The organism is Pseudomonas sp. HB05 (assembly GCF_016756915.1).
Lineage (GTDB): Bacteria > Pseudomonadota > Gammaproteobacteria > Pseudomonadales > Pseudomonadaceae > Aquipseudomonas > Aquipseudomonas alvandae.
Map to the genome: position 1 here is coordinate 1 of NZ_JAESPG010000021.1, position 24850 is coordinate 24850.

The 24850-nt window shown below is 61.3% G+C and carries 22 protein-coding genes and 1 pseudogene; 14 read left to right on the forward strand and 9 right to left on the reverse strand.

Annotated elements, in window-relative coordinates; translation table 11 throughout:
• Nucleotides 1-213: 213 nt before the first annotated feature.
• Nucleotides 214-1509: a glycine-betaine demethylase subunit GbcA gene (gene gbcA / locus JMN22_RS18495; RefSeq protein ID WP_202334983.1), complete on the reverse strand. Its 1296-nt coding sequence runs from the start codon at nucleotides 1507-1509 to the stop codon at nucleotides 214-216.
• A gap of 284 nt (nucleotides 1510-1793) precedes the next feature.
• Between gbcA and gbcB the strand changes: the two genes are divergently transcribed.
• Nucleotides 1794-2894 (forward strand): glycine-betaine demethylase subunit GbcB, encoded by a 1101-nt coding sequence (gene gbcB / locus JMN22_RS18500; RefSeq protein WP_030139297.1) that lies wholly within the window; start codon nucleotides 1794-1796, stop codon nucleotides 2892-2894.
• Between the two features lie 234 nt (nucleotides 2895-3128).
• Here the strand turns inward: gbcB and JMN22_RS18505 are convergent, their stop codons facing one another.
• On the reverse strand, nucleotides 3129-4169 hold the full coding sequence (locus JMN22_RS18505) for a threonine aldolase family protein (RefSeq protein ID WP_030139296.1): 1041 nt from the start codon (nucleotides 4167-4169) through the stop codon (nucleotides 3129-3131).
• A 195-nt stretch (nucleotides 4170-4364) separates the two neighbouring features.
• On the opposite strand from JMN22_RS18505, the gene JMN22_RS18510 reads away from it, so the two are divergent.
• The 8 genes from JMN22_RS18510 (at nucleotide 4365) to fdhA (ending at nucleotide 14538) form a co-directional block, all read left to right on the forward strand.
• The gene (locus JMN22_RS18510; RefSeq protein ID WP_030139295.1) at nucleotides 4365-5069 is read left to right on the forward strand and encodes a TraX family protein; all 705 of its coding nucleotides are present in this window, start codon (nucleotides 4365-4367) and stop codon (nucleotides 5067-5069) included.
• Between the two features lie 341 nt (nucleotides 5070-5410).
• Nucleotides 5411-6664, forward strand: coding sequence for a serine hydroxymethyltransferase (gene glyA / locus JMN22_RS18515; protein WP_030139294.1), 1254 nt, complete (start codon nucleotides 5411-5413; stop codon nucleotides 6662-6664).
• A 22-nt stretch (nucleotides 6665-6686) separates the two neighbouring features.
• Nucleotides 6687-7937, forward strand: coding sequence for a sarcosine oxidase subunit beta (locus tag JMN22_RS18520; RefSeq protein ID WP_030139293.1), 1251 nt, complete (start codon nucleotides 6687-6689; stop codon nucleotides 7935-7937).
• Nucleotides 7938-7951: 14 nt separating this feature from the next.
• The gene (locus tag JMN22_RS18525; RefSeq protein ID WP_202334984.1) at nucleotides 7952-8281 is read left to right on the forward strand and encodes a sarcosine oxidase subunit delta; all 330 of its coding nucleotides are present in this window, start codon (nucleotides 7952-7954) and stop codon (nucleotides 8279-8281) included.
• The gene (locus JMN22_RS18530; protein ID WP_202334985.1) at nucleotides 8278-11295 is read left to right on the forward strand and encodes a sarcosine oxidase subunit alpha; all 3018 of its coding nucleotides are present in this window, start codon (nucleotides 8278-8280) and stop codon (nucleotides 11293-11295) included. The genes JMN22_RS18525 and JMN22_RS18530 overlap by 4 nt, the downstream gene beginning before the upstream one ends.
• Before the next feature lie 193 nt (nucleotides 11296-11488).
• Nucleotides 11489-12121 (forward strand): sarcosine oxidase subunit gamma, encoded by a 633-nt coding sequence (locus JMN22_RS18535; protein ID WP_202334986.1) that lies wholly within the window; start codon nucleotides 11489-11491, stop codon nucleotides 12119-12121.
• A gap of 204 nt (nucleotides 12122-12325) precedes the next feature.
• Nucleotides 12326-13183, forward strand: a complete 858-nt coding sequence (gene purU, locus JMN22_RS18540) for a formyltetrahydrofolate deformylase (RefSeq protein ID WP_072389895.1) — start codon at nucleotides 12326-12328, stop codon at nucleotides 13181-13183.
• A 155-nt stretch (nucleotides 13184-13338) separates the two neighbouring features.
• Nucleotides 13339-14538, forward strand: a complete 1200-nt coding sequence (fdhA, locus tag JMN22_RS18545) for a formaldehyde dehydrogenase, glutathione-independent (RefSeq protein ID WP_003206297.1) — start codon at nucleotides 13339-13341, stop codon at nucleotides 14536-14538.
• Between the two features lie 152 nt (nucleotides 14539-14690).
• Here fdhA and JMN22_RS26895 read toward each other — a convergent pair.
• From JMN22_RS26895 to JMN22_RS18555, 3 genes and pseudogenes are all read right to left on the reverse strand, one after another.
• Nucleotides 14691-14875, reverse strand: a pseudogene (locus tag JMN22_RS26895) (hypothetical protein); the annotation flags it as partial.
• A gap of 97 nt (nucleotides 14876-14972) precedes the next feature.
• The gene (locus tag JMN22_RS18550; RefSeq protein WP_202334987.1) at nucleotides 14973-15548 is read right to left on the reverse strand and encodes a hypothetical protein; all 576 of its coding nucleotides are present in this window, start codon (nucleotides 15546-15548) and stop codon (nucleotides 14973-14975) included.
• 95 nt (nucleotides 15549-15643) lie between these two features.
• A complete protein-coding gene (locus tag JMN22_RS18555) occupies nucleotides 15644-16072 on the reverse strand; it encodes a DUF3757 domain-containing protein (protein ID WP_202334988.1) in 429 nt (142 codons plus the stop codon).
• A gap of 306 nt (nucleotides 16073-16378) precedes the next feature.
• Between JMN22_RS18555 and JMN22_RS18560 the strand changes: the two genes are divergently transcribed.
• Complete coding sequence (locus tag JMN22_RS18560) at nucleotides 16379-16948, forward strand: DUF2780 domain-containing protein (RefSeq protein WP_202334989.1); 570 nt, start codon at nucleotides 16379-16381, stop codon at nucleotides 16946-16948.
• Here JMN22_RS18560 and JMN22_RS18565 read toward each other — a convergent pair whose 3' ends face one another.
• Nucleotides 16949-17836, reverse strand: coding sequence for an acyltransferase (locus JMN22_RS18565; protein ID WP_030139285.1), 888 nt, complete (start codon nucleotides 17834-17836; stop codon nucleotides 16949-16951). It lies immediately after the preceding gene.
• 347 nt (nucleotides 17837-18183) lie between these two features.
• Here JMN22_RS18565 and rloA2 point away from each other — a divergent pair, with 347 nt between their 5' ends.
• The 4 genes from rloA2 to creD all read left to right on the forward strand — a co-directional run bounded on the left by rloA2 (nucleotide 18184) and on the right by creD (nucleotide 22464).
• Nucleotides 18184-18690 (forward strand): retropepsin-like aspartic peptidase RloA2, encoded by a 507-nt coding sequence (gene rloA2, locus JMN22_RS18570; RefSeq protein ID WP_202334990.1) that lies wholly within the window; start codon nucleotides 18184-18186, stop codon nucleotides 18688-18690.
• Between the two features lie 69 nt (nucleotides 18691-18759).
• Complete coding sequence (gene creB, locus JMN22_RS18575; RefSeq protein WP_202334991.1) at nucleotides 18760-19440, forward strand: two-component system response regulator CreB; 681 nt, start codon at nucleotides 18760-18762, stop codon at nucleotides 19438-19440.
• Complete coding sequence (gene creC, locus JMN22_RS18580) at nucleotides 19440-20858, forward strand: two-component system sensor histidine kinase CreC (RefSeq protein ID WP_202334992.1); 1419 nt, start codon at nucleotides 19440-19442, stop codon at nucleotides 20856-20858. The genes creB and creC overlap by 1 nt, the downstream gene beginning before the upstream one ends.
• 232 nt (nucleotides 20859-21090) lie before the next feature.
• On the forward strand, nucleotides 21091-22464 hold the full coding sequence (gene creD, locus JMN22_RS18585) for a cell envelope integrity protein CreD (protein ID WP_202334993.1): 1374 nt from the start codon (nucleotides 21091-21093) through the stop codon (nucleotides 22462-22464).
• A gap of 198 nt (nucleotides 22465-22662) precedes the next feature.
• On the opposite strand, the gene JMN22_RS18590 is transcribed toward creD, so the two are convergent.
• The 3 genes from JMN22_RS18590 to JMN22_RS18595 all read right to left on the reverse strand — a co-directional run bounded on the left by JMN22_RS18590 (nucleotide 22663) and on the right by JMN22_RS18595 (nucleotide 24696).
• Nucleotides 22663-23292, reverse strand: a complete 630-nt coding sequence (locus tag JMN22_RS18590) for a glutathione S-transferase (protein ID WP_202334994.1) — start codon at nucleotides 23290-23292, stop codon at nucleotides 22663-22665.
• A gap of 97 nt (nucleotides 23293-23389) precedes the next feature.
• Nucleotides 23390-23569 (reverse strand): hypothetical protein, encoded by a 180-nt coding sequence (locus JMN22_RS26565; RefSeq protein ID WP_225936074.1) that lies wholly within the window; start codon nucleotides 23567-23569, stop codon nucleotides 23390-23392.
• A complete protein-coding gene (locus JMN22_RS18595; protein WP_202334995.1) occupies nucleotides 23566-24696 on the reverse strand; it encodes a PepSY-associated TM helix domain-containing protein in 1131 nt (376 codons plus the stop codon). Before JMN22_RS18595 ends, JMN22_RS26565 begins: the two co-directional genes overlap by 4 nt.
• Nucleotides 24697-24850: the final 154 nt, after the last annotated feature.

Consider the following 24850-nt stretch of genomic DNA (forward strand, 5'->3'; position numbering starts at 1 on the left):
TCAAGCACCATGCTGGCAGCGTGCAGCTTGAACTCGCGGGTATAGACCTTTCTTTCGTTCATGGAACCTCCAAGTTGGCGAAATCATATCGCCCTTAAGAGGTGTCCGGAATTATTAGGCCAGTTCAAGCTCGCTCCCACAGGTTTTGTGAACGACACAGAACCCCTGTGGGAGCGAGCTTGCTCCGGGCGGCGATCCGACGATGCTTCTGACTTAGCCCTGGACTGGAACGCCCTTGAGGTACGGCGCCGGCTCGGCCCCCAGGTTGTTGAGCATGCGCTCGCTGTACCAATCGACGAAATTCACCACGCCGAACTCATAGGTCTTGGAGTACGGGCCTGGCTGGTAGGCGGTGGAGTTGATGCCGCGCTGGTTTTCCTCGGCCAGGCGACGGTCCTGGTCGTTGGTGGCGTCCCAGACCTGGCGCATGCGCTCCACGTCGTAGTCCACGCCTTCGACCGCGTCCTTGTGCACCAGCCACTTGGTGGTGACCATGGTTTCCTGGGCGCTGATCGGCCACACGGTGAAGACGATGATGTGGTCGCCCATGCAGTGGTTCCACGAGTGCGGCAGGTGCAGGATGCGCATCGAGCCCAGGTCCGGGTTCTTGATGCGACCCATCAGCTTGGCGCAGCCCTGCTTGCCGTCCATGGTCATCGACACGGTGCCCTTGAGCAGCGGCATGCGCACGATGCGGTTGCGCAGGCCGAAACTGGCGTGGGCGTAAGGGATCTTCTCGGCTTCCCAGGCGGCGGCGGAGGCGGCCACGTGGTCCTTGAACGCCTGGTCGGCCCGTGGGTCGGTGACGTCGTCCCATTCCAGCAGGGTCTTGAGCAATTCAGGGTGCGAGGCGTTGCAGTGGTAGCACTCGCGGTTGTTTTCCAGCACGAGCTTCCAGTTGGCCTTTTCCATCAAGGTGGTTTGCACCGCCACCTTGGTGTTTTCCATGTCGTACGGTTCCATGTAGTGGTTCAGTGTCGACAGGAAGTCATCGATCGCCGGCGGGTTCTCGGCCAGGCTGATGAAGATGTAGCCGCCAGCAGTCTTCACGTTCACAGGCTTGAGGCCGTACTGCTTCATGTCGAAGTCGGCGCCCATCTCGGTACCGGCGAACAGCAGGCGACCGTCCAGTTCGTAGGTCCACTGGTGGTAGTGGCAGACCAGCTTGGCGACCTTGCCCTTGTCGCTGGTGCACAGCCGCGAACCGCGGTGGCGGCAGACGTTATGGAACGCATGCACCACGCCCTCGGCGCCGCGAATCACGATGATCGGGTTCTTGCCGATCTGCAGCGTCAGGTAGTTGCCCTTGGCCGGGATCTCGCAGGTCATGCCGGCGATCAACCATTCTTTCTGGAAGATTTCCTGCATGTCGATATCAAACAGGCGCTCGTCACTGTAGAACGGTTGCGGCAGCGAAAAGGTACGCTCGCGCTCTTGCAGCATTTGCGCGGTGGCCTTGCGTGCGGGTTCCTGCGGATCGCCCAGGCTCAGGGTAGTGGTGACGTCCATCGTTTTGTCCTCATGGTCCTCTACGTGACCATCAAAAAAGTGGCTGATCGGTTGTGCTACGCAAGGCAAAAAAATCTGTTTGTCTGTTGGGGCGAGTGTGGGGCCGCGCAGGGGCGCAACCTTATCCATGGGCGACATGGCCCAATCTGTTCCCGACGCGCAAGCCCCGGTCGTTGGGGGCTGGTCGCGATAAGTATGTGAATGTCGCAGATAGGTAAATGGTCACTCAGGTGCCTGCGCACAATCGCCCTCATGAAGGCCGACAGTCGGCCGTGGAGATCAGCATGTCCAATAATTTCCTGAACCCGGTCACGACCCAGACCTGGGCCAATGGCCGACATATCGTGCGTTGCGTCAAAGTCATCCAGGAAACCTGGGATGTGCGCACCTTTTGCTTCATGGCCGACCAGCCAATCATGTTCTTTTTCAAGCCGGGGCAGTTCGTCACCCTGGAGCTGGAAATCGAAGGCCAGCCGATCATGCGCTCCTACACGATCTCCAGCTCGCCGTCGGTGCCCTACAGTTTCTCCGTGACGATCAAGCGCGTGCCGGGGGGCAAGGTTTCCAACTGGCTGCACGACACCCTGCACGAGGGCCAGGAACTGGCGGTACATGGGCCGGTGGGGCTGTTCAACGCTATCGATTTCCCGAGCCCGAAAGTGCTTTACCTCAGTGGCGGCGTGGGCATTACGCCGTGCATGTCCATGGCGCGCTGGTTCTACGACACCAACGCCAATGTCGACATGACTTTCATCCACAGCGCCCGCTCGCCCAAGGACATCATCTACCACCGCGAGCTGGAGCACATGGCGTCGCGGATCGACAACTTCAGCTTGCACCTGATCTGCGAAAAGCATGGCCTGGGCGAGCCGTGGGCCGGGTATCGCGGCTACCTGAATCACAAGATGCTGGAACTGATGGTGCCCGACTTCCTCGAGCGCGAGGTGTTCTGCTGCGGCCCGACCCCGTACATGACTGCGGTCAAGCGCCTGCTGGAAGCCGCTGGCTATGACATGAAGCGCTACCACGAGGAGTCCTTCGGCGCGACGCCGCCGGAAGCCCGTGCCGACGCGGTGGAGCAGGCCGAGCAGGCTGCCGACGCGCCAGAAGTCGATGCGGCTGACCTGCACCTGGTGGAGTTCACTTCATCGGGCAAGAGCATTCGCGTGGGGCCGGGAGAAACCGTCCACGCCGCTGCCGCCAAGCTCGGCATGATGATCCCCAAGGCCTGCGGCATGGGCATCTGCGGCACCTGCAAAGTACTGAAGCTGGGCGGGGAAGTGGAGATGGAGCACAACGGCGGCATCACCGAGGACGACGAGGCCGAGGGTTATATCCTGTCGTGCTGCAGCGTGCCGAAGGGGGATGTGCGGATCGATTTCTGATTTGCTCGCTCAGGCAGGTGTAAATCCCTCTGTACCTGGAGGGATTTACTTGTGCCTAGAGGGATTTCCTGTGGCGAGGGGATTTATCCCCGTTGGGCTGCGAAGCAGCCCTAAAACCTGCAATCGCGGTGTTTCAGGCAGACCGAGTTGACTGCTTTGGGGCTGCTTCGCAGCCCAGCGGGGATAAATCCCCTCGCCACGGGTGTCCCGGCCCGGTCTTGAGTGTATTTCTACTTAGCCCGCCATCACTTCCCGAATATCCGCCGCCAATTCCCGCACCCGCGCTTCCTCGGTATCCCACGAGCACATGAAGCGTGCGCCGCCCTTGCCGATGAAGGTGTAGAAACGCCAGCCCTTGGCCGTCAGTGCGGCGATGGCCGGTTCCGAGAGTTGCAGGAACACGCCGTTGGCCTGGACCGGGAACATCAGTTCCACGCCGTCGATGTCGCTGACCAGTTCTGCCAGCAGTTGCGCGCAGCGGTTGGCGTGGCGGGCGTGCTTGAGCCACGCGTCGTCTTGCAGCAAGCCGACCCACGGTGCGGAGAGAAAGCGCATTTTCGACGCCAACTGCCCGGCCTGTTTGCAGCGATAGTCGAAGTCTTCGGCCAGGTCGTGGTTGAAGAACAGGATGGCTTCACCCACCGCCATGCCATTCTTAGTGCCGCCGAAGCACAGCACGTCGACGCCGGCTTTCCAGGTCAGGTCGGCTGGGGTGCAGCCGAGGAAGGCGCAGGCGTTGGAGAACCGTGCGCCGTCCATGTGCAGGTTCAACCCCAGTTCCTTGCAGGTGGCGCTGATGGCGCGGATTTCATCCGGCGTGTAGACGCTGCCGACTTCCGTGGCCTGGGTCAGGGTCACGACGCGCGGCTTGGGATAGTGGATGTCCTGGCGCTTGAGGGCGACCTCGCGGATCGACTCGGGGGTCAGCTTGCCATTCTCGGTGCGCGCCACCAGCAGCTTGGAACCGTTGGAAAAGAATTCCGGTGCGCCGCATTCGTCGGTTTCGACGTGGGCGGTTTCCGAGCAGATCACGCTGTGATAACTCTGGCACAGCGACGAAAGGGCCAGGGAGTTGGCAGCCGTGCCGTTGAACGCAAAGAACACTTCGCAGTCGGTTTCGAATAGCTCCCGAAAGCCATCTGCGGCGCGGTGGGTCCAATCGTCATCACCGTAGGCACGCTGGTGGCCCTGGTTGGCTTCTTCCATGGCGGCCCAGGCTTCGGGGCAAATACCGGAATAGTTGTCGCTGGCGAATTGTTGGCTCTTGTCGGTCATGGCCTTGCTCCTTGAATAGAGAGTCCTGGGTAAGAGATCCCTGGCGGAATGCCCCGGATGAGGGGTTCCATGGTTCGGCGTGCTTGGGTCCACAACGCCGTGATCGATACTGGTGCGCACTTTACCCAAGATTGGCGGAGGAACATAAGGGATGTTTCTGTCAGAAAAAGACCAAGTAACTGGGCCGATATAAACATGAGACGACGTGATGGTGCCCTGGACTTGCTCAAATGGTTGGCACTGTTGTCGATGATTCTCGATCATCTGCGATATGTCGGTTTTTCCGTCGATTGGCTATATGTGCCGGGGCGGCTGGCGTTTCCGTGGTTTTGCCTGGCGATGGCGGCAAACCTGGCGCGCGGCGGGCCAAGTGCCGGCTCGTGGCGCTACCTGGGCTGGCTGTTGCTGTTCAGTGCCGTCAGCGAAATCCCTTATCGCTTGTTCATTCCCGACCCCTCCACGCTGAACGTCATGCCAACGCTGGTGCTCGGGTTGCTTGTGGCGCGCGGTTGGCAGGCGTCCACCCTCGAGGCCCGATGCCTGGCCGCGGTGGCGCTGCTGTTGGCGGCGCTGTTTTCGTCGAATTTGATGTTCGGTTTCTTCGGCGTGCTGCTGCCGCTGGTGATGTTGCTGCTGTTCAAGCATTCCTTGTATCTGGCCTTGTTGCCGGGACTGGTCTGTGTCGCGGCCAACCAATGGCGGGTGTTGTATGGCGCAGCATGGCTGGGGGATGCGGTGGCGTTGTGGGGGCTGGTGGCTTGCCTGATCGCGCCATGGCTGGGGCTGGTGCTTTTGCGACAGGCCGGTCGTTTTCGTCCATTGCCGATGCGGCGCTGGGCGTATGCGCTATATCCCGCGCATTTCTTGGTGCTGCTCGCGGTTCGCCAGATTGCCGCATAGCCCTTGTGGTGAGGGAGCTTGCTCCCGCTGGGCTACGTAGGAGCTGTCGAGCGAAGCGAGGCTGTGATCTTTCCGCTGCTCATTGAATCAAGAGTGAAAGATCAAGATCAAAAGATCGCAGGCTTCGCCAGCTCCTACAGAGTCTGGCGGGAGCAAGCTCCCTCGCCACAGTGCCGGTGTTCGATTCCATTTGATCCCATGTCGTAAACGCACCTTTGCGTGGCGTCCATAGGCATTTGACCTGCCTGCGCCGGCCATACCATCGCATCCAAAGGGCACGACCGAAACGGTCCGTGCCTCACCGAGACGAAAGGCGCACCGCCGCCGCTGGGAGAGACGCGATGTTCAGCAAGCAAGACCAAATCCAAGGCTACGATGATGCACTGCTGGCGGCGATGAATGCCGAGGAGCAACGCCAGGAAGATCACATCGAACTGATCGCGTCGGAGAACTACACCAGCAAGCGTGTGATGCAGGCCCAGGGCAGCGGCTTGACCAACAAATACGCCGAAGGCTATCCGGGCAAGCGCTACTACGGTGGCTGCGAGCACGTCGACAAGGTCGAGGCCCTGGCCATCGAGCGCGCCAAGCAATTGTTCGGCGCCGATTACGCGAACGTCCAGCCGCACTCCGGTTCGTCGGCCAACAGCGCCGTCTACCTGGCCTTGCTGCAAGCCGGCGACACCATCCTGGGCATGAGCCTGGCCCACGGCGGTCACTTGACCCACGGTGCCAAAGTGTCGTCCTCGGGCAAGCTCTACAACGCGGTGCAATACGGCATCGACACCACCACCGGCCTGATCGACTACGACGAAGTCGAGCGCCTGGCGGTCGAGTGCAAGCCGAAGATGATCGTCGCCGGTTTCTCCGCCTACTCCAAGACCCTGGATTTCCCACGCTTCCGCCAGATCGCCGACAAGGTCGGTGCCTTGTTGTTCGTCGATATGGCCCACGTCGCTGGCCTGGTTGCCGCCGGCCTGTACCCGAACCCGCTGCCGTACGCCGACGTGGTGACCACTACCACTCACAAGACCCTGCGCGGTCCACGTGGCGGCCTGATCCTGGCCAAGGCCAACGAAGAAATCGAGAAGAAGCTCAACGCCGCGGTATTCCCCGGCGCCCAGGGCGGCCCGCTGATGCACGTGATCGCCGGCAAGGCGGTGTGCTTCAAGGAAGCGGCGGAGCCTGGCTTCAAGGCGTACCAGCAGCAAGTGATCGATAACGCCCAGGCCATGGCTGGCGTGTTCATCAAGCGCGGCTACGATGTAGTGTCCGGCGGCACCGACAACCATCTGTTCCTGGTCAGCCTGATTCGCCAAGGCCTGACCGGCAAGGACGCCGACGCCGCCCTGGGCCGTGCCCACATCACCGTCAACAAGAATGCCGTGCCGAACGACCCGCAATCGCCGTTCGTGACCTCGGGCCTGCGCATCGGCACCCCGGCGGTGACCACGCGTGGTTTCAAGGTTACCCAGTGCGTCACGCTGGCCGGCTGGATCTGCGACATCCTCGACAACCTCGGCGACGCCGATGTCGAAGCCAATGTCGCGCAGCAAGTGGCGGCCCTGTGCGCGGACTTCCCGGTTTATCGCTGAGTCGGTTTTGGAGTAAATGACTATGCAACGCTATTCAGGCTTCGGCCTCTTCAAACACTCACTCAGCCATCATGAAAACTGGCAGCGGATGTGGCGCACGCCGACCCCGAAAAAGGTCTACGACGTGGTCATCGTCGGCGGTGGCGGGCACGGCCTGGCGACCGCCTACTACCTGGCCAAGGAGCACGGCATCACCAACGTGGCCGTGGTCGAGAAGGGCTGGTTGGGCGGCGGTAACACCGCGCGCAATACCACCATCGTGCGCTCCAACTACCTGTGGGATGAATCGGCCCACCTGTACGAACACGCGATGAAACTCTGGGAAGGCCTGTCCCAGGACCTGAACTACAACGTGATGTTCTCCCAGCGTGGCGTCTACAACCTGTGCCACACCCTGCAGGACATCCGTGATTCCGAGCGTCGCGTCAGCGCCAACCGCCTCAACGGCGTGGATGGCGAGCTGCTCAACGCCAAGCAAGTGGCCGACGAGATCCCGTACCTGGATTGCTCGAAAAACACCCGCTACCCGGTGATGGGCGCCACCGTCCAGCGTCGCGGCGGCGTGGCGCGTCACGATGCCGTGGCCTGGGGCTTTGCCCGGGCGGCGGACGCGTTGGGCGTGGACTTGATCCAGCAGACCGAAGTGATCGGTTTCCGCAAGGAAAACGGTGTGTGCATCGGCGTGGAAACCAACAAGGGCTTCATCGGCGCCAAGCGCGTCGGCGTGGTCACTGCCGGTAACTCCGGGCACATGGCCAAGCTCGCGGGCTTCCGCCTGCCGGTCGAATCCCACCCGCTGCAAGCGCTGGTGTCCGAGCCGATCAAGCCAATCATCGACAGCGTGATCATGTCCAACGCCGTGCACGGCTACATCAGCCAGTCCGACAAGGGCGACCTGGTGATCGGCGCCGGTATCGACGGCTACAACGGCTACGGCCAGCGTGGTTCGTACCCGGTGATCGAGCACACCATCCAGGCCATCGTCGAGATGTTCCCGGTGTTGTCCCGCGTGCGCATGAACCGCCAGTGGGGCGGCATCGTCGACACCACGCCGGACGCCTGCCCGATCATCTCCAAGACCCCGGTGCCGAACATGTTCTTCAACTGCGGTTGGGGCACCGGTGGCTTCAAGGCCACACCTGGCTCGGGCAACGTGTTTGCCGCGAGCCTGGCCAAGGGTGAAATGCACCCATTGGCCGCACCTTTCTCCATCGACCGTTTCCACAACGGTGCGTTGATCGATGAACACGGCGCTGCTGCGGTTGCCCACTAACAGGAGAAATCCCCATGTTGCATATCTTCTGTCCTCACTGCGGCGAACTGCGCTCCGAAGAGGAATTCCATGCATCCGGCCAGGCGCATATCCCGCGTCCACTGGATCCGAACGCCTGCACCGACGAGCAGTGGGGCGACTACATGTTCTTCCGTGACAACCCACGCGGGTTGCACCATGAACTGTGGGATCACGTCGCCGGTTGCCGCCAGTACTTCAACGCGACCCGTGACACCGTGACCTACGAGATTCTCGAAACCTACAAGATCGGCGAAAAGCCGCAGTTCACCGACAAGGCTGACAGTCCGAATGCGGCTGCACAGGCTCTGGGAGAGAAGGTATGAGCCAGATCAATCGCCTGTCCAACGGCGGACGGATCGACCGCAACAAAGTGCTGACATTCACCTTCAACGGCCAGACCTACAAAGGCTTCGAAGGTGACTCCCTGGCCGCCGCGTTGCTGGCCAACGGTGTCGACATCATCGGTCGCAGCTTCAAGTATTCCCGTCCGCGCGGCATCTTCGCCGCCGGCGCCGAAGAGCCGAACGCGGTGCTGCAGATCGGTGCCACCGAAGCCACGCAGATTCCCAACGTGCGCGCCACGCAACAGGCGCTGTACCAAGGTTTGGTCGCCACCAGCACCAACGGCTGGCCGAATGTGAACAACGACATGATGGGGATTCTCGGCAAGGTCGGCGGCAAGCTGATGCCACCGGGTTTCTACTACAAAACCTTCATGTACCCGCAATCGTTCTGGATGACCTACGAGAAGTACATCCGCAAGGCCGCAGGCCTGGGCCGCTCGCCGACCGAGAACGATCCGGACACCTACGACTACATGAACCGTCACTGCGACGTGCTGATCGTTGGCGCCGGCCCGTCTGGCCTGGCTGCCGCGTTGGCCGCTGGCCGCAGCGGTGCCCGAGTGATCCTGGCCGATGAGCAAGAAGAGTTCGGCGGCAGCCTGCTCGACTCCCGCGAAAGCCTGGACGGCAAGCCGGCGACCGAGTGGGTCGCGGCCGCAGTGGCTGAGCTGCGCTCGATGCCGGAAGTGGTGCTGTTGCCTCGCGCCACCGTGAACGGTTATCACGACCATAACTTCCTGACCATCCATGAGCGGCTCACTGATCACCTGGGTGACCGCGCACCGATCGGCCAGGTTCGCCAGCGCATCAACCGGGTTCGCGCCAAGCGCGTGGTCCTGGCGACCGGCGCCTGCGAGCGCCCATTGGTCTACGGCAACAACGACGTGCCGGGCAACATGCTGGCTGGCGCAGTTTCTACCTACATCCGCCGCTACGGCGTGGCGCCGGGCAAGAAACTGGTCCTGAGCACCAACAACGACCACGCCTATCGCGTGGCCCTGGACTGGTTCGATGCCGGCCTGCAAGTGGTCGCCGTGGCCGACGCCCGCAGTAACCCACGGGGTGCGCTGGTGGAAGAAGCCCGCGCCAAGGGCATCCGCATCCTCACCGGCAGCGCCGTGATCGAGGCCCGTGGCAGCAAGCGCGTCACCGGGGCACGTGTGGCCGCGATCGACGTCCGTGCCCACAAAGTCACCAGCCCCGGCGAATGGCTGGACTGCGACCTGGTGGCCAGCTCCGGCGGCTACAGCCCGGTGGTCCACCTGGCTTCACACCTGGGCGGCAAGCCGATCTGGCGTGAAGACATCCTCGGTTTCGTACCGGGCGAAGCACCGCAAAAACGTGTCTGTGTCGGCGGTATCAACGGCGTCTATGGCCTCGGCGATAGCTTGGCCGACGGTTTCGAAGGCGGCGTGCGTGCGGCCAGCGAAGCCGGCTTCAAGGCCGTCGAGGGCGTGTTGCCTAAAGCGCTGACCCGTCACGAAGAACCGACCCTGGCGCTGTTCCAGGTGCCCCACGAAAAAGCCACTGCACGGGCGCCGAAGCAATTCGTCGACCTGCAGAACGACGTCACTGCCGCCGCCATCGAGCTCGCCACCCGCGAAGGCTTCGAGTCGGTGGAACACGTCAAGCGCTACACCGCACTGGGCTTCGGTACCGACCAGGGCAAGCTGGGCAACGTCAACGGCCTGGCCATCGCGGCCCGCTCGCTGAACGTGAGCATTCCGCAGATGGGCACCACCATGTTCCGTCCGAACTACACGCCGGTGACTTTCGGCGCGGTGGCGGGCCGGCACTGCGGGCACATCTTCGAGCCGGTGCGCTTCACCGCGCTGCATGCCTGGCATGTGAAGAACGGTGCCGAATTCGAAGACGTCGGCCAGTGGAAGCGCCCTTGGTACTTCCCGAAGAACGGCGAAGACCTGCATGCCGCGGTCAAGCGCGAATGCCAGGCCGTGCGTGACAGCGTCGGTCTGCTCGACGCTTCGACCCTGGGCAAGATCGACATCCAGGGCCCGGATGCCCGCGAGTTCCTCAACCGCGTCTACACCAACGCCTGGACCAAGCTCGACGTGGGCAAGGCCCGCTACGGCTTGATGTGCAAGGAAGACGGCATGGTCTTCGACGACGGCGTAACGGCCTGTCTGGCGGACAATCACTTCCTGATGACCACCACCACCGGCGGTGCCGCGCGCGTGCTGCAATGGCTGGAGATCTATCACCAGACCGAATGGCCGGACCTGAAGGTGTACTTCACCTCGGTCACTGACCACTGGGCGACCATGACCCTGTCGGGGCCCAACAGCCGCAAGCTGCTCGGCGACGTTACCGACATCGACCTGGACAAGGACGCCTTCCCGTTCATGACCTGGAAGGAAGGCCTGGTGGGCGGCGTCCCGGCGCGGGTGTTCCGGATCTCGTTCACCGGTGAGCTGTCGTACGAAATCAACGTGCAGGCCGACTACGCCATGGGCGTGCTCGAGCAGATCGTCGAGGCCGGTAAGAAGTACAACCTGACCCCATACGGCACCGAGACCATGCACGTATTGCGGGCCGAAAAAGGCTTCATCATCGTCGGCCAGGACACCGATGGCTCGATGACCCCGGACGACCTGAACATGGGCTGGTGCGTTGGCCGGACCAAGCCGTTTTCGTGGATCGGCTGGCGCGGCATGAACCGGGAAGATTGCGTGCGTGAAGACCGCAAGCAACTGGTGGGCCTCAAGCCGATCGACCCGAATGTCTGGCTGCCGGAAGGCGCGCAACTGGTGTTCAACCCCAAGCAGGCGATTCCGATGTCGATGGTCGGCCATGTCACCTCCAGCTATGCGCATAACTCCCTGGGTTATTCGTTTGCGATGGGCGTGGTCAAGGGCGGCTTGAAGCGCCTGGGCGAGCGAGTGTTCGCGCCATTGGCCGACGGTAGCGTGATCGAGGCAGAGATCGTTTCTTCGGTGTTCTTCGATCCGAAGGGGGATCGGCAGAACATCTAAGGGACTTTGGTCCTGTGGGTGGGCAGCTTCACCGAGTCGCCTGATTCGCGAGCAAGCCCGCTCCCACAGGATTGAAGTCGCCAAAGGAATTTGAGCCAGGCATCAATCCAATGTGGGAGCGGGCTTGCTCGCGAAGACGGCAGGACAGCCACCACAAAGGCCGGAACTACAGAATTCAAGACAGGTGCTCCATATGACCGCAGTCAACGTGTACCAACAACGCCCAACCACCGGGGCCAAGGCCGAGTCGTCGCTGCACCATGCCGACCTCGCCAGCCTGGTCGGCAAGGGCCGCAAGAATGCCGGCGTGACCGTGCGCGAGAAAAAACTCCTCGGCCACCTGACCCTTCGTGGCGATGGCCACGACCCGGCGTTCGCCGCCGGCGTACACAAGGCCCTGGGCCTGGAATTGCCGGGCGCCCTGAGCGTCATCATCAAGGGCGAGACCAGTCTGCAATGGCTCGGCCCGGATGAATGGCTGCTGGTGGTGCCCACCGGCGAAGAGTTCGCCGCCGAGCAGAAGCTGCGCGAAGCCCTGGGCGACCTGCACATCCAGATCGTCAACGTCAGCGGCGGCCAGCAGATCCTCGAACTGTCCGGCCCGAACGTACGCGACGTGCTGATGAAATCCACCAGCTACGATGTACACCCAAGCAACTTTCCGGTGGGCAAGGCGGTGGGCACGGTGTTCGCCAAGTCGCAACTGGTGATCCGCCACACGGGTGAAGACACCTGGGAGCTGGTGATCCGTCGCAGCTTCTCCGATTACTGGTGGCTGTGGTTGCAGGATGCGGCGGCTGAGTATGGGTTGAGCGTGCAGGCCTGACTAAGGTCGGACACTGTCTTTTTGTGGCGAGGGGATTTATCCCCGCTGGGCTGCGCAGCAGCCCCAAAAGCTTGATGTGATCAACCTGACACTCTGAAGTTGCAGGTCTAGGGGCTGCTTCGCAGCCCAGCGGGGATAAATCCCCTCGCCACAGGGTTCTGTGCTTAGCGGGGGATTTGTCCATAACAAACAGGAGTCACCGCAATGAGCCGCGCCCCAGACACATGGATCTTGACTGCCGACTGCCCCAGCGTGCTCGGCACGGTGGACGCGGTGACCCGCTTTCTGTTCGAGCAGGGCTGCTACGTCACCGAGCATCATTCCTTCGACGACCGGCTCTCGGCGCGCTTTTTCATTCGCGTGGAGTTTCGCCAGCCTGATGGTTTCGATGAGCAGAGCTTTCGCGCCGGCCTGGCCGAGCGTGCGCAAGCCTTCGGTATGGTCTTCGAACTGACGCCGCCGAACTACCGGCCCAAAGTGGTGATCATGGTCTCCAAGGCCGATCACTGCCTCAACGATTTGCTCTACCGCCAGCGCATCGGCCAGTTATCCATGGACGTGGTGGCCGTAGTCTCCAACCACCCGGACCTCAAGCCGCTGGCCGACTGGCACCAGATTCCCTACTACCATTTCCCCCTGGACCCGAACGACAAGCCGGCCCAGGAGCGGCAGGTGTGGCAGGTGATCGAAGACACCGGCGCCGAACTGGTGATCCTTGCCCGCTACATGCAAGTGCTGTCTCCGGAGCTGTGCCGCAAGCTCGATGGCAAGGCGATCAACATCCATCACTCGCTGCTGCCGGGCTTCAAGGGCGCCAAGCCGTATCACCAGGCCTACAACAAAGGCGTGAAGCTGGTGGGCGCCACGGCGCACTACATCAACAACGACCTGGACGAAGGCCCGATCATCGCCCAGGGCGTGGAGGTGGTGGACCACAGCCACTATCCCGAAGACCTGATCGCCAAGGGCCGGGACATCGAAGGGCTGACCTTGGCCCGGGCGGTGGGGTATCACATTGAGCGGCGAGTATTTCTGAACGCCAATCGTACCGTGGTGCTTTAGCCACAAGCTTCAAGCTTCAAGCCGCAAGAAAAGGCGGTATGCGTGCTTCTTGCGGCTTGTAGCTTGCCGCTTGAAGCTCAGGCATCAACCCGAGCAATCAACGCGCTGCCTGCCTGGGCAACGCAGTTCCACAAAAACAACAGCGAGGTGAAAGCATGTCTGGTAATCGTGGTGTCGTGTATCTCGGCAACGGCAAGGTCGAAGTACAGAAAATCGACTATCCAAAAATGCAGGACCCGCGCGGCAGGAAGATTGAGCACGGTGTCATCCTGCGCGTGGTCTCCACCAACATCTGCGGCTCCGACCAGCACATGGTGCGCGGCCGTACCACTGCCCAGACCGGTCTGGTCCTGGGTCACGAAATCACCGGTGAAGTGATCGAAAAGGGCAGCGACGTCGAGAACCTGAAAATCGGTGATCTGGTGTCGGTGCCGTTCAACGTGGCTTGCGGGCGCTGCCGTTCCTGCAAAGAGCAACACACGGGCGTGTGCCTGACCGTCAACCCGGCCCGTGCCGGCGGTGCCTATGGTTACGTGGACATGGGCGACTGGACCGGCGGCCAGGCCGAATACGTGCTGGTGCCGTACGCCGACTTCAACCTGCTGAAACTGCCGGACCGCGACAAGGCCATGGAGAAAATCCGTGACCTGACCTGCCTGTCCGACATCCTGCCGACCGGCTACCATGGCGCCGTCACTGCCGGCGTTGGCCCTGGCAGCACCGTCTACATCGCCGGTGCCGGCCCGGTTGGCCTGGCCGCTGCTGCTTCCGCTCGTCTGTTGGGCGCGGCCGTGGTCATCATCGGCGACGTCAACCCGGTTCGCCTGGCCCACGCCAAGGCCCAGGGTTTTGAAATTGCCGACCTGTCCCAGGACACCCCGCTGCACGAACAGATCGCCGCGCTGTTGGGCGAGCCTGAGGTCGATTGTGCGGTCGACGCGGTTGGCTTCGAAGCCCGCGGCCACGGCCATGACGGCGTCAAGCACGAAGCCCCGGCCACCGTGCTCAACTCGCTGATGGGCGTGGTCCGCGTGGCCGGCAAGATCGGCATCCCCGGCCTCTACGTCACCGAAGACCCGGGCGCCGTCGATGCAGCGGCGAAGATGGGCAGCCTGAGCATCCGCTTCGGCCTTGGCTGGGCCAAATCCCACAGCTTCCACACCGGCCAGACCCCGGTAATGAAGTACAACCGCCAACTGATGCAGGCGATCATGTGGGACCGCATCAACATCGCCGAAATCGTTGGCGTGCAGGTCATCAGCCTGGACGACGCGCCGAAAGGCTACGGCGAGTTTGATGCGGGCGTGCCGAAGAAGTTTGTGATCGATCCGCACAAGTTGTTCAGCGCGGCATAAGGCTGTAGGCAAGACGGAAAAAGGGCGACAGTGATGTCGCCCTTTTTATTTTGTGCTTTCTCTCAGTTCCAAGTTCGCGAACCATCTCGTGCAGGCTCGTATCCGAAGGGTGTGGCAGGAAAATTCAAGAAATAACGGCTTGCCCTTGCTAATCAGGTAACTGCCGTAGCGGTCATGGCTTGCGCCTGTAGCCTGCGTCCGATTACATCCAGTAAGTCGCATCCGTCGCGCAGCGGAATGGATAACAACAAGGCGAAATCGTGGAGCACGACCGCGTCCGAGCTAAGCTCTTCGCGAAATGCGATGTTTTCCCGCAGTGGGTCACGGCGCGAATACGGTTCCGATGCAGTCGTGGCGAGGGAGCTTGCTCCCGCTGGGGTGCGAAGCGGCCCTCACTTTTCAAAACGGGAGGGCGAGCTTTGCACTCGCCACGGTCATTCAGGGGCCTTCGGTGGCAGGACCCGCTCGCAGAACTCAGGATAAAATCCACGGGCGCTAGGGCCACGGCAATAATCCTGGGCCTGGGTCAAGGCCTCGCGGCTGAACACCATGCTTCGCGGCATGCTGGCGAACGTCACGTAGCCGCCCTGTCGCGTCTTGATGGCGTCGAACCCCGGCATGTCGTAGACCAGTTCCACGTCATCATCGACAAGCATCCGTGCCTTGATCGTGACCTGCGTGTATTGCTTGCCGCCGGGGGCGCCATTGAGTGCGGCCAGGCCATGGCCAACCACACGCAGCATGTGATCGACCCAAGGTTCTGACGCCTGCGTCGCAGCGTCTGGACGGTAGAGCACGATCAGGGCTTGCTGGTCGCGTATGACTTCGGTCAGGGCCGGGTCCGAGCGCTTGATGCGATGTTCAACAGTCAGCCAGGACTTCTGTTCCTCACTGGTGTCGTCGGCAATGTCCGGGTTGAGGGGGCCGCGTTGGCATTCGTTGACACCCAGGACGATGAGCATGCCTGTCAGGATAACGGCGAGTGTCGCACCGCCAATTTGTACGTTCATAGGCGAACTCTGGGAGAAGAAACCGCACTTTACGGGAACTGCGCCGGGAAGGGCAGGCCGAAAGCTGAAGCAGGTGGACCATAACCCAATCGACCCTAATCAAAGTTGACTTGGAAATAATCGGCGGTTATCAATTGGCACTGGTTGACGTCCTGGTTGTTGCAGGTGTTATCCAGCCACGCAGAGTAGGCCGGTTCTTGAACGCTCGAATATTCAAGTATCAAGTTTATTTCGCCGTATCTGCATGTGACGGTCGTAAGCGTGGGAAGTCCCTCGCCATTATTTTCAACATGCAATGCATAATTAGCACCCTTGAATGACAGCGATTGTGGGTCAACTGCATCCACAACGGATTGGCTCTGCCACTCGAACGCATTTTGTTCGTCGACAAAATAGATGTCTTCTACCGCTTCGATGTTTCGATGTATGTCCGCGGCGGAAGGGCAGGTTATTTCACTCGCATGAACCTGAACCATAATCAACGATAATAGTGCGGTGCTGCCGGTCCATAAGATTTTTAACATCGCGCGCCTCCTGGCTCGGTCCGTAGCCATTATTGCGGCTGTCTCCGGGGCGGGCTACTGTCAGAGTTGACAGGTCGTCATGTCAATTTTGAATTATGTATGAATATTTAACAGCTAATTGCTCAGGTTATGAGTTGTTTAAGTTAAAAGCTAAAACTTTCCGAATTGTCTGTAGGAAGTTTCTGAAGATGCTGTTGAAGCTTATTAAGTTAATGATGGAACAATTCCCCGATGCCCCAGTCCAACCCTCGGTTTTCGCGCCGCTTCCTACGAAGCGGCTTTTTAATGGCAAGAGGGTATGTCCGGATGAAGGTTTCACGCGGTTTTGCACTGTCTTGCCTGCTGTCGTTGGCGGCCAGCCCGGTCTTTGCGCAGTTCAGCCTTGGAGATGCGGCCAATATGATCACGGCCATCCAGGGCGACGAGCAGGAGGGCGCCGTGGCCGCTGCGCCGAAAGCGGCCGGGCTGCTCAATTCCCTGGGCTCGGAACTCGATATAACCCCTGAGCAGGCCATTGGTGGTGCCGGAGCAATGCTGGGGCTGGCGAAGAACCGCCTCAGCGAACCGCAGTTCTCCGAGTTAAGCAAAAGCGTGCCGGGGCTGGACCAGATCGCCGGCAACAGTGCTATCGGCGGGTTCAACGGCTTGGGCGGCTTACTGGGCGGCGGGTCGGAAAAGAACGCCTTGCTCGACGGCCTGCTGGGGAATGTCAAGGACACCAACGACCTGAACAATGCCTTCGGCGCCCTGGGCATGGACAGTGGCATGATTGGTCAATTCGCCCCGATTATCCTGCAATACCTCGGTCAACAAGGCGTAGCCAGTTCGTTGTTGCAGAACCTGGGCGGCATCTGGGGGAACGGCGCCGGTCTCTGATCATTCGGGCTCGTTGCGCAACGTGGCGATGCGTTGGTCTTTCTCGGCCCAGAGCTGGTTGACCCAATCCTGGACGTGTTGGCGAAACACCGGGTCGTTTTCGTAGTCGCCTTGCCATAGCGTGGGGTCCAGCTCGCGAGTCTTGATGTCGATGATGACCCTGGGCACGGCGCCGCTGATCAAATTCCAGAAGCCGGGGATTCGTTCCTGCGGATACACCACCGTCACATCGAGCACCGCGTCCAGTTGCTCGCCCATTGCCGCGAGCACGAACGCCACGCCGCCGGCCTTGGGCTTGAGCAGGTGGGTGAAGGGCGATTGCTGCGCCTGGCTCTTGGCTGCCGTGAAGCGTGTGCCTTCGAGGTAGTTCACCACGGTGACCGGCTGGCGCTTGAACAACTCGCAGGCGGCCTTGGTGATTTCCAGGTCGCGGCCAGCCAGTTCCGGGTTCTTCGCCAGGAAGGCCTTGGTGTAGCGCTTCATGAAGGGGTAATCCAACGCCCACCAGGCCAACCCAAGAAAGGGCACCCAGATCAGTTCTTTCTTGAGGAAGAACTTGAAGAACGGCGTGCGCCGGTTGAGGGTCTGGACGAGGGCGGGAATGTCGACCCAGGATTGGTGATTGCTGATCACCAGGTACGAGGTGTCGCCGCGCAGCCCTTCGCCACCGCGAATGTCCCAGCGAGTGGGGATGCACAGGGCGAAGATCAGCTTGTCGATTTCAGCCCAGGTCTCGGCGATCCACATCACCGCCCACGAGGCGTAGTCGCGAAAGCGCCCGGGCAGGATCAGCTTGAGCAGTGCGAACACCATGAGCGGCCCGAACAGCACCAGGGTGTTGAGCAACAGCAACAGGGTGACGAGACAGCCGGTGAGCAGGCGGCGCATAGACGACTCTTGAAAGCGGGTGGGCGGGCCATGATAAGCAAGCTTCGGGTGGTAGGCCAAATTGCGATGGACGAATGTTTCACCTTTTGGCCGGTATGCTGGGTGTGCTCTGTGGCGAGGGGATTTATCCCCGTTGGGGTGCGAAGCGCCCCCGAAACCTGATATTCGGTATGCCAGACTGATTGAGCTGACTGCTCTGGGGCTGCTTCGCACCCCAGCGGGGATAAATCCCCTCGCCACAGAAGTAGTGCTTGGCTGGAGTTTCTCCTAGCCATTGCTACCGAAGTCAACCGAACGAATTCATCAGCCACGGTCTAAAAAACCACCCACACAGGAAGCCCTATTGCATGAAATCCCTTCTAGCCCTGCTTTCCCTGGTGGCCCTTCCTGCATTGGCCGCCGAACCCACGCTGTACGGGCGCTATGAATACATCGCGCTGCCGGAAATGGGCGGCGAAGTGCTCAAGGCAAAGATGGATACCGGTGCGCTGACTGCCTCGCTGTCGGCCAAGGACATCGAGACGTTCACCCGTGACGGCGATGATTGGGTACGGTTCCGCCTGGCGACCAAAGGCGCGAGCAACAAGATCTATGAGCACAAGATCGCCCGGATCAGCAAAATCAAGACCCGGTCCGAAGAGGACGAGGACGACGATGAAAAGATCGCACCCACCAAGCGTCCTGTGGTTGACCTGGAATTGTGCCTGGGCAACGTCAAGCGCACCGTCGAGGTCAACCTGACCGACCGCAGCAGTTTCAATTACCCATTGTTGATCGGCGCCAAGGCCCTTCGCGAGTTCGGCGCAGCGGTCAACCCGGCGCGGCGGTTTACCGCGGATAAACCGGACTGTTGATTTCCCCGATTGACGTGCCCCGAGGCTTGGGGCACCGTTCCGGCAACTTTCCTGTCGGGCTCGGACGCCATGCCGCATATTCTGATTGTCGAAGACGAAGCCGCCATCGCCGATACGCTGGTGTTCGCCCTGCAGGGCGAGGGCTTTGACACCACTTGGTTGAGCCTTGGCGCCGCCGCCCTCGAGCACCAGAAGCACACCCCGGCGGACCTGATCATCCTCGATGTGGGCCTGCCGGATATCAGTGGATTCGAGACGTGTAAGAATCTCAGGCGTTTCAGCGACGTTCCGGTCATCTTTCTTACCGCTCGGGATGGCGAGATCGATCGGGTCGTGGGTCTGGAAATCGGTGCCGACGACTATGTGGTCAAGCCTTTCAGCCCTCGGGAAGTGGCCGCCAGGGTCCGCGCGATTCTCAAGCGAGTGGCGCCGCGACCGGTCGTCGAGACGGGAGCCGCGTTGTTCCAGGTCGATCATGATCGCGTGCAGATCAGCTATCGCGGCAAACCGTTGAACCTGACTCGCCACGAATTTCGCCTGTTGCATTGCCTGCTGGAGCAGCCCGAGCGGGTGTTCAGCCGCGAACAGCTGCTGGATGCACTTGGCGTGGCCAGCGACGCCGGCTACGAGCGCAGTATCGACAGCCACATCAAGAGCCTGCGCGCCAAGTTGCGCCTGGTCAGGGCCGAGGCCGAGCCGATCCAGACCCACCGGGGCCTTGGCTACAGCTACAGCCCGGGGCACAGTTGATGTCCCTGGGAATCCGTATTTTCCTGGTCTACGTGCTGTTTATCGGCTTGACCGGCTATTTCGTGCTCAACACGGTGATGGAAGAAATCCGCCCTGGCGTGCGCCAATCCACCGAAGAGACCTTGGTGGACACGGCCAACTTGATGGCCGAAATCCTGCGGGACGATTTCAAGGCCGGGACGCTCGGCCAGAATCGCTGGCCTCAATTGCTCAAATCCTACGGAGATCGGCAGCCGGCGGCGACGATCTGGGGCCTGCCGAAAAACCAGGTCAGCCATCGTATCTACGTCACCGATGCCAAGGGGATCGTGGTGCTGGACTCTAGCGGCGTGGCGGTGGGCCAGGATTATTCGCGCTGGAACGACGTCTACCTGACCCTGCGCGGCCACTACGGCGCCCGCTCGACCCGCAGCGATCCGGATGACCCGGCGTCTTCGGTGATGCACGTCGGGGCGCCGATCCGTGACAACGGCCAGATCATCGGCGTGGTCACAGTCGCCAAGCCCAATAGTTCGCTGCAGCCTTATATCGACCGTACGGAGCGGCGGCTGCTGATCTACGGCGCCGGGTTGGTCGTGCTGGGCCTGTTGCTGGGCGCCCTGTTGTCGTGGTGGCTCAGCGCGGCGTTGCGCCGCTTGACGGTATATGCCCAGGCGGTCAGCCAGGGCCGTCGGGTTGAGGTGCCGCATTATCGGGGGGGGGAATTCGAACAACTGGCCGGCGCTGTCGAGCACATGCGCACGCAACTCGAAGGCAAGGCGTACGTCGAGCGATACGTCCATACGCTGACCCACGAACTCAAGAGCCCGCTGGCTGCGATCCGTGGCGCCGCCGAGCTGCTGCAGAGCGACATGCCCGCTGCCCAGCGACAACGGTTCGTCAGCAACATCGACAGTGAAAGCGTGCGCATGCAGCAACTGATCGAACGCTTGCTCAACCTGGCCCAGGTCGAGCAGCGCCAGGGGCTGGAAGAAGAAGTCCCGGTGCCGCTGGCGGCGTTGCTGGACGAAGTGTTGGAAGCGCGTGGTGGCTGGATCGAAAGTCGCCAGTTGAGGATCGAGCAGCAAATCGCCGCCGATCTGGCGCTGACCGGAGAGCCGTTCCTGTTGCGCCAGGCCTTGGGCAACCTGTTGGAAAATGCCCTGGATTTCACGCCTGCCAACGGGCTGCTGCGGGTCAGCGCCGAGCGCACCGGCAACCGCGTCGAATTGCACCTGTTCAACCAGGCCGAGCCGATTCCCGACTATGCCTTGCCACGCCTGAGCGAGCGTTTTTACTCTTTGCCTCGCCCGGGTACCGGCCGCAAGAGCACAGGCCTTGGGCTGAATTTCGTCGAGGAAGTGGTGCAGTTGCATGGTGGTGAGTTCAGTATCGGCAATGTCGAGGGCGGGGTGGAAGTGGTGCTGCGGTTGCCCTGAAACCCTGTTCTAGGAAATGAAATACAGTTGTGGCGAGGGAGCTTGCTCCCGCTGGGCTGCGTAGCGGCCCCGTTTGCGACTGCTTCGCAGCCGAGCGGGAGCAAGCTCCCTCGCCACAGGTTTCTCTTTGGGTCGGATAACTTCTACTCTCCACACAATCTCCACATTCGCCCCATAAACCCCCCACACTGCCGCGCCAGACTCTCCCCCATTCGAACAGGGAGAGCCTCACATGAACCGCAGTCTCGCTATAAAACTGGGCATGATCGCCCTCTTGATTCTCTTGCTGATGATCCCGCTGTTGATGATCAACGGCCTTATCGACGAGCGCCAGGAATTGCGCGATGGGGTGTTGCAGGACATCGCCCGCAGTTCCAGCTACAGCCAGCAATTGGTCGGGCCGATGATCGTGGTGCCGTATCGCAGGGATGTAAAAGTCTGGAACACCAACGAAAAGACCGGCGTGCGTTTCCTGGAAACCGTCCAACGAAGTGGCGAGTTGTACTTCTTGCCGGAGCAATTCGAACTCGACGGTCAGATCCGCACCGAAACCCGCGCCCGGGGCATCTACGAGGCGCGTCTGTTTCATGCCGACAACCGGATCGATGGCCGCTTCAAGGTGCCGGAGCACTATGGTGTCGCCCCCAAGGATTTCGCCGACTACCGCTTCGATGAACCGTACCTGAGCGTTGGCATCAGCGACATTCGCGGTATCGAGAATGCGCTGACCCTCACGCTGAACCAGAAGACCGTTGATTTCCTGCCTGGCTCGCGCCTCAGCTGGTTGGGCCAGGGCGTGCACGTGCCGTTGCCGATGATCACTGCCCAGGGCAGCCCCGAGCTGACTTTCGGCTTCGACCTGCGCTTGCAAGGCACTGGCGACCTACAGATTCTTCCGGTGGGCAAGACCACCAAAGTGCACCTGTCCGCCGACTGGCCGCACCCCAGCTTCATCGGCAACTACTTGCCAGTCAATCGCGAGATCAACGAGCAGGGTTTCAATGCCGATTGGCAGACGTCGTTTTTCTCCACCAACCTCCTGGAGACGCTTCAAGCCTGCGTGCCCACCGATGGCTGTGAAGCGTTCCGCAGTCGTGCGTTCGGTGTGAGTTTCGTCGATCCGGTGGACCAGTACCTCAAGAGCGATCGAGCGATCAAATATGCGCTGCTGTTCATCGCGTTGACCTTCGCCGGGTTCTTTCTCTTCGAAGTGCTCAAGAGCCTGGCAGTGCACCCGGTCCAGTATGCGTTGGTGGGCGTGGCCCTGGCGTTCTTCTATCTGTTGCTGCTGTCGCTGTCGGAACACATCGGCTTCACCTTGGCGTACCTGGTGTCGGCCAGTGCCTGCGTGGTGTTGATCGGATTCTACGTCTGCCATGTGCTGCGTAGCGTGGGCCACGGCCTGGGCTTTTCGGCGGGATTGGCGGGGCTGTATGGCTTGCTTTATGGCTTGTTGAGCGCTGAGGACTACGCGTTGCTGATGGGCTCGCTGTTGCTGTTCAGCCTGCTGGGCGTGTTCATGGTGCTGACCCGCAAGCTGGACTGGTACGGCGTGGGCGCGAAACCTGCGGCGGCGATGAGCTTCGATCTGGGAGAGGTGAAATGAGCCGGTCGTTGGGGCTGCGTGAGGATCAGCGAGAGGGGGAAAAGTTGGTGATGCTCATTACTGGGTTGTTTCCTCTGGATCCGGTGCGCTGCCATCGCGAGCAAGCTCGCTCCCACAGGGGATCCCGGTGGTCAAAACAAAGCAACCCAATGTGGGAGCGAGCTTGCTCGCGATGAGGCCGGATCAGTCAATGCCAAACTAAACCCTGGGCACCGTCTCGGCCATTGAAGGTCGCAGGCTCACCTCGGCAAACCACGCCGCCAACTGCGGATTGGCCTTGCGCCATTCCAGGTCCGGGTGGCGCAGGTCCAGGTAACCCAGGGCACAGGCGACGCTGATGGCGGCGATGTCGAAATGGCTCGCCAGTTCGGCAATCGCCTCGGCTTCGAGCATGCCCACGGCGCGGCGAATCTTGTCCCGTTGCGCATCGAGCCATTCGTCCCAGTGTTTTTCCGCAGGGCGCAGCGCGGTCTCATAACGGATCATCACCGCCGCGTCCATGATCCCATCGGCCATTGAGGCCAGGGTCAGGCGCCGCCAGCGTGCCGCGCCATCCCGAGGGATCAGCGGGTTGCCGACGTGCTGGTGGTCGAGGTAATCAAGGATCACACGGCTGTCATGGATCACCGTTCCGTTGGCCAGGCGCAGGGCCGGGATCTTGCTCAACGGGTTTTCATCGATCAACGCGCGGTCCGGCTTGACCGGCGTGAGTTGGCTCAGTTGCAACGCCACGCGGTCTTGCTGGCCGGTTTCGTGCAGCAGCACCAGGACCTTGCGGACGAAGGGCGAAGCAGGGTTGTGAAACAGCGTCATGCTGGGGGTGGACATGTGGGGCATCCTCGATTAACGGGCTGGGCCTAGACTAGTCAGTTACGGAACGGCTGGCGAGTGCTCGGTTGAGTGGTGAACCCTAGTGTGGCTGGGGCTATCCGCGCTTGATCAAGCCCCAAGTCCCCAGCACCGTAGGGACTCCCAATCCAACCCAACTCACGGCATCCCACGCGCCATCGCCCAACAACGCCGAAAACAGCCCCGCCGCGCTCAATGCGCCAATGACCACGGGAATACCAAACACCTTCCAGAAATTCGACTGTCGAGGCCTCACGGAGCGACCTCCGCGCCGACGGTTGCGTGCTTGGCGGCCTTGCGCCGAACGACCCACAGATAAACGCCACTGCCCAGGACGATGATGGTCAGGATGTCCAGGGTCGCCCAGAAGATCTGCATCGGTCGGCCGCCGTAGTCGCCGAAATGCAGTGGCAGGGACAGGCTCATCATGTCCATGTACCACGGCCGTTCGGCCACGGCGGTGACGTCCAGGGTGCTGGCGTCGATCAGCACCGGCGTCAGCAGATGGGAGGTCAGGTGGGTGCTGCCTTTCATGAACACGCTGTAATGGTGTTCGCTGGAAAACAGCGTGCCGGGGAACGCGATGAAGCTCGGCTCCATGCCAGGCGCGACGTCCTTGGCGATGTCCAGCAAGCGGGTTGCCGGTGCCAGTTCGGTCAATGGCGGGGCGTTGCGATAGGGTTCGACCATGGCGCTGAGGCTGTCGTTGCGCCACGCGGCGATGATCAAGTCGGCGCAGGCGGCGATCACGCCGGTGACGCCAACGGTCAGCGCCCACACCAGCGTGACGACGCCGATCAGGTTGTGCAGGTCGAGCCAGCGCAGGCGCGTGGATTTGTCCTGGCGCACCGTGGCGAATTTCAAGCGGCGCATGAATGGTAAATACAGCACCACGCCGGAGACGATGGCGATCACGAACAGGAAACCCATGAACGCCAGTAGCAACTTGCCCGGCAAGCCAGCGAACAGGTCTACGTGCAGGCGCAGCATGACCATCATGAAGCCGCCGTTGGCCGAAGGCATTTCGAGGGCTTCGCCGGTGCGCGCATCGAGCATGAACGTGTGGGATGAGTTGGGTTCGGTGCCCGGCGTCGGCGCCATGATGGTGATGATGCCGTTGGGGTCGTCCTCGTCCCAGCCAAAATACTGGACCACCTCGCCCGGGCGATGGGCCTTGGCTTTTTCCACCAGTTGTTGCAGGTCCAGCGGCGGCGTGCCGGCCGGCATTTCCCGAAGTTCCGGGGCGTCGCCCAGCAGATGCTCGATTTCGTGATGGAAAATCAGCGGCAAGCCGGTGATCGCCAGCATCAGCAGGAACACCGTGCAGATCAGGCTGGTCCAGGTGTGGACGAAGGACCAGCGGCGGATGGTTTTGCTTTTCATGATCGGTCCGAATGCAAAAGGGCACCTGTAGTAATAGCGCGGTTCGCTTGGCGGGTACTCATTGTGGCGAGGGAGCTTGCTCCCGCTGGATCGCGGAGCGGTCCCAAGCTTTTTGGGGCTGCTACGCAGCCCAGCGGGAGCAAGCTCCCTCGCC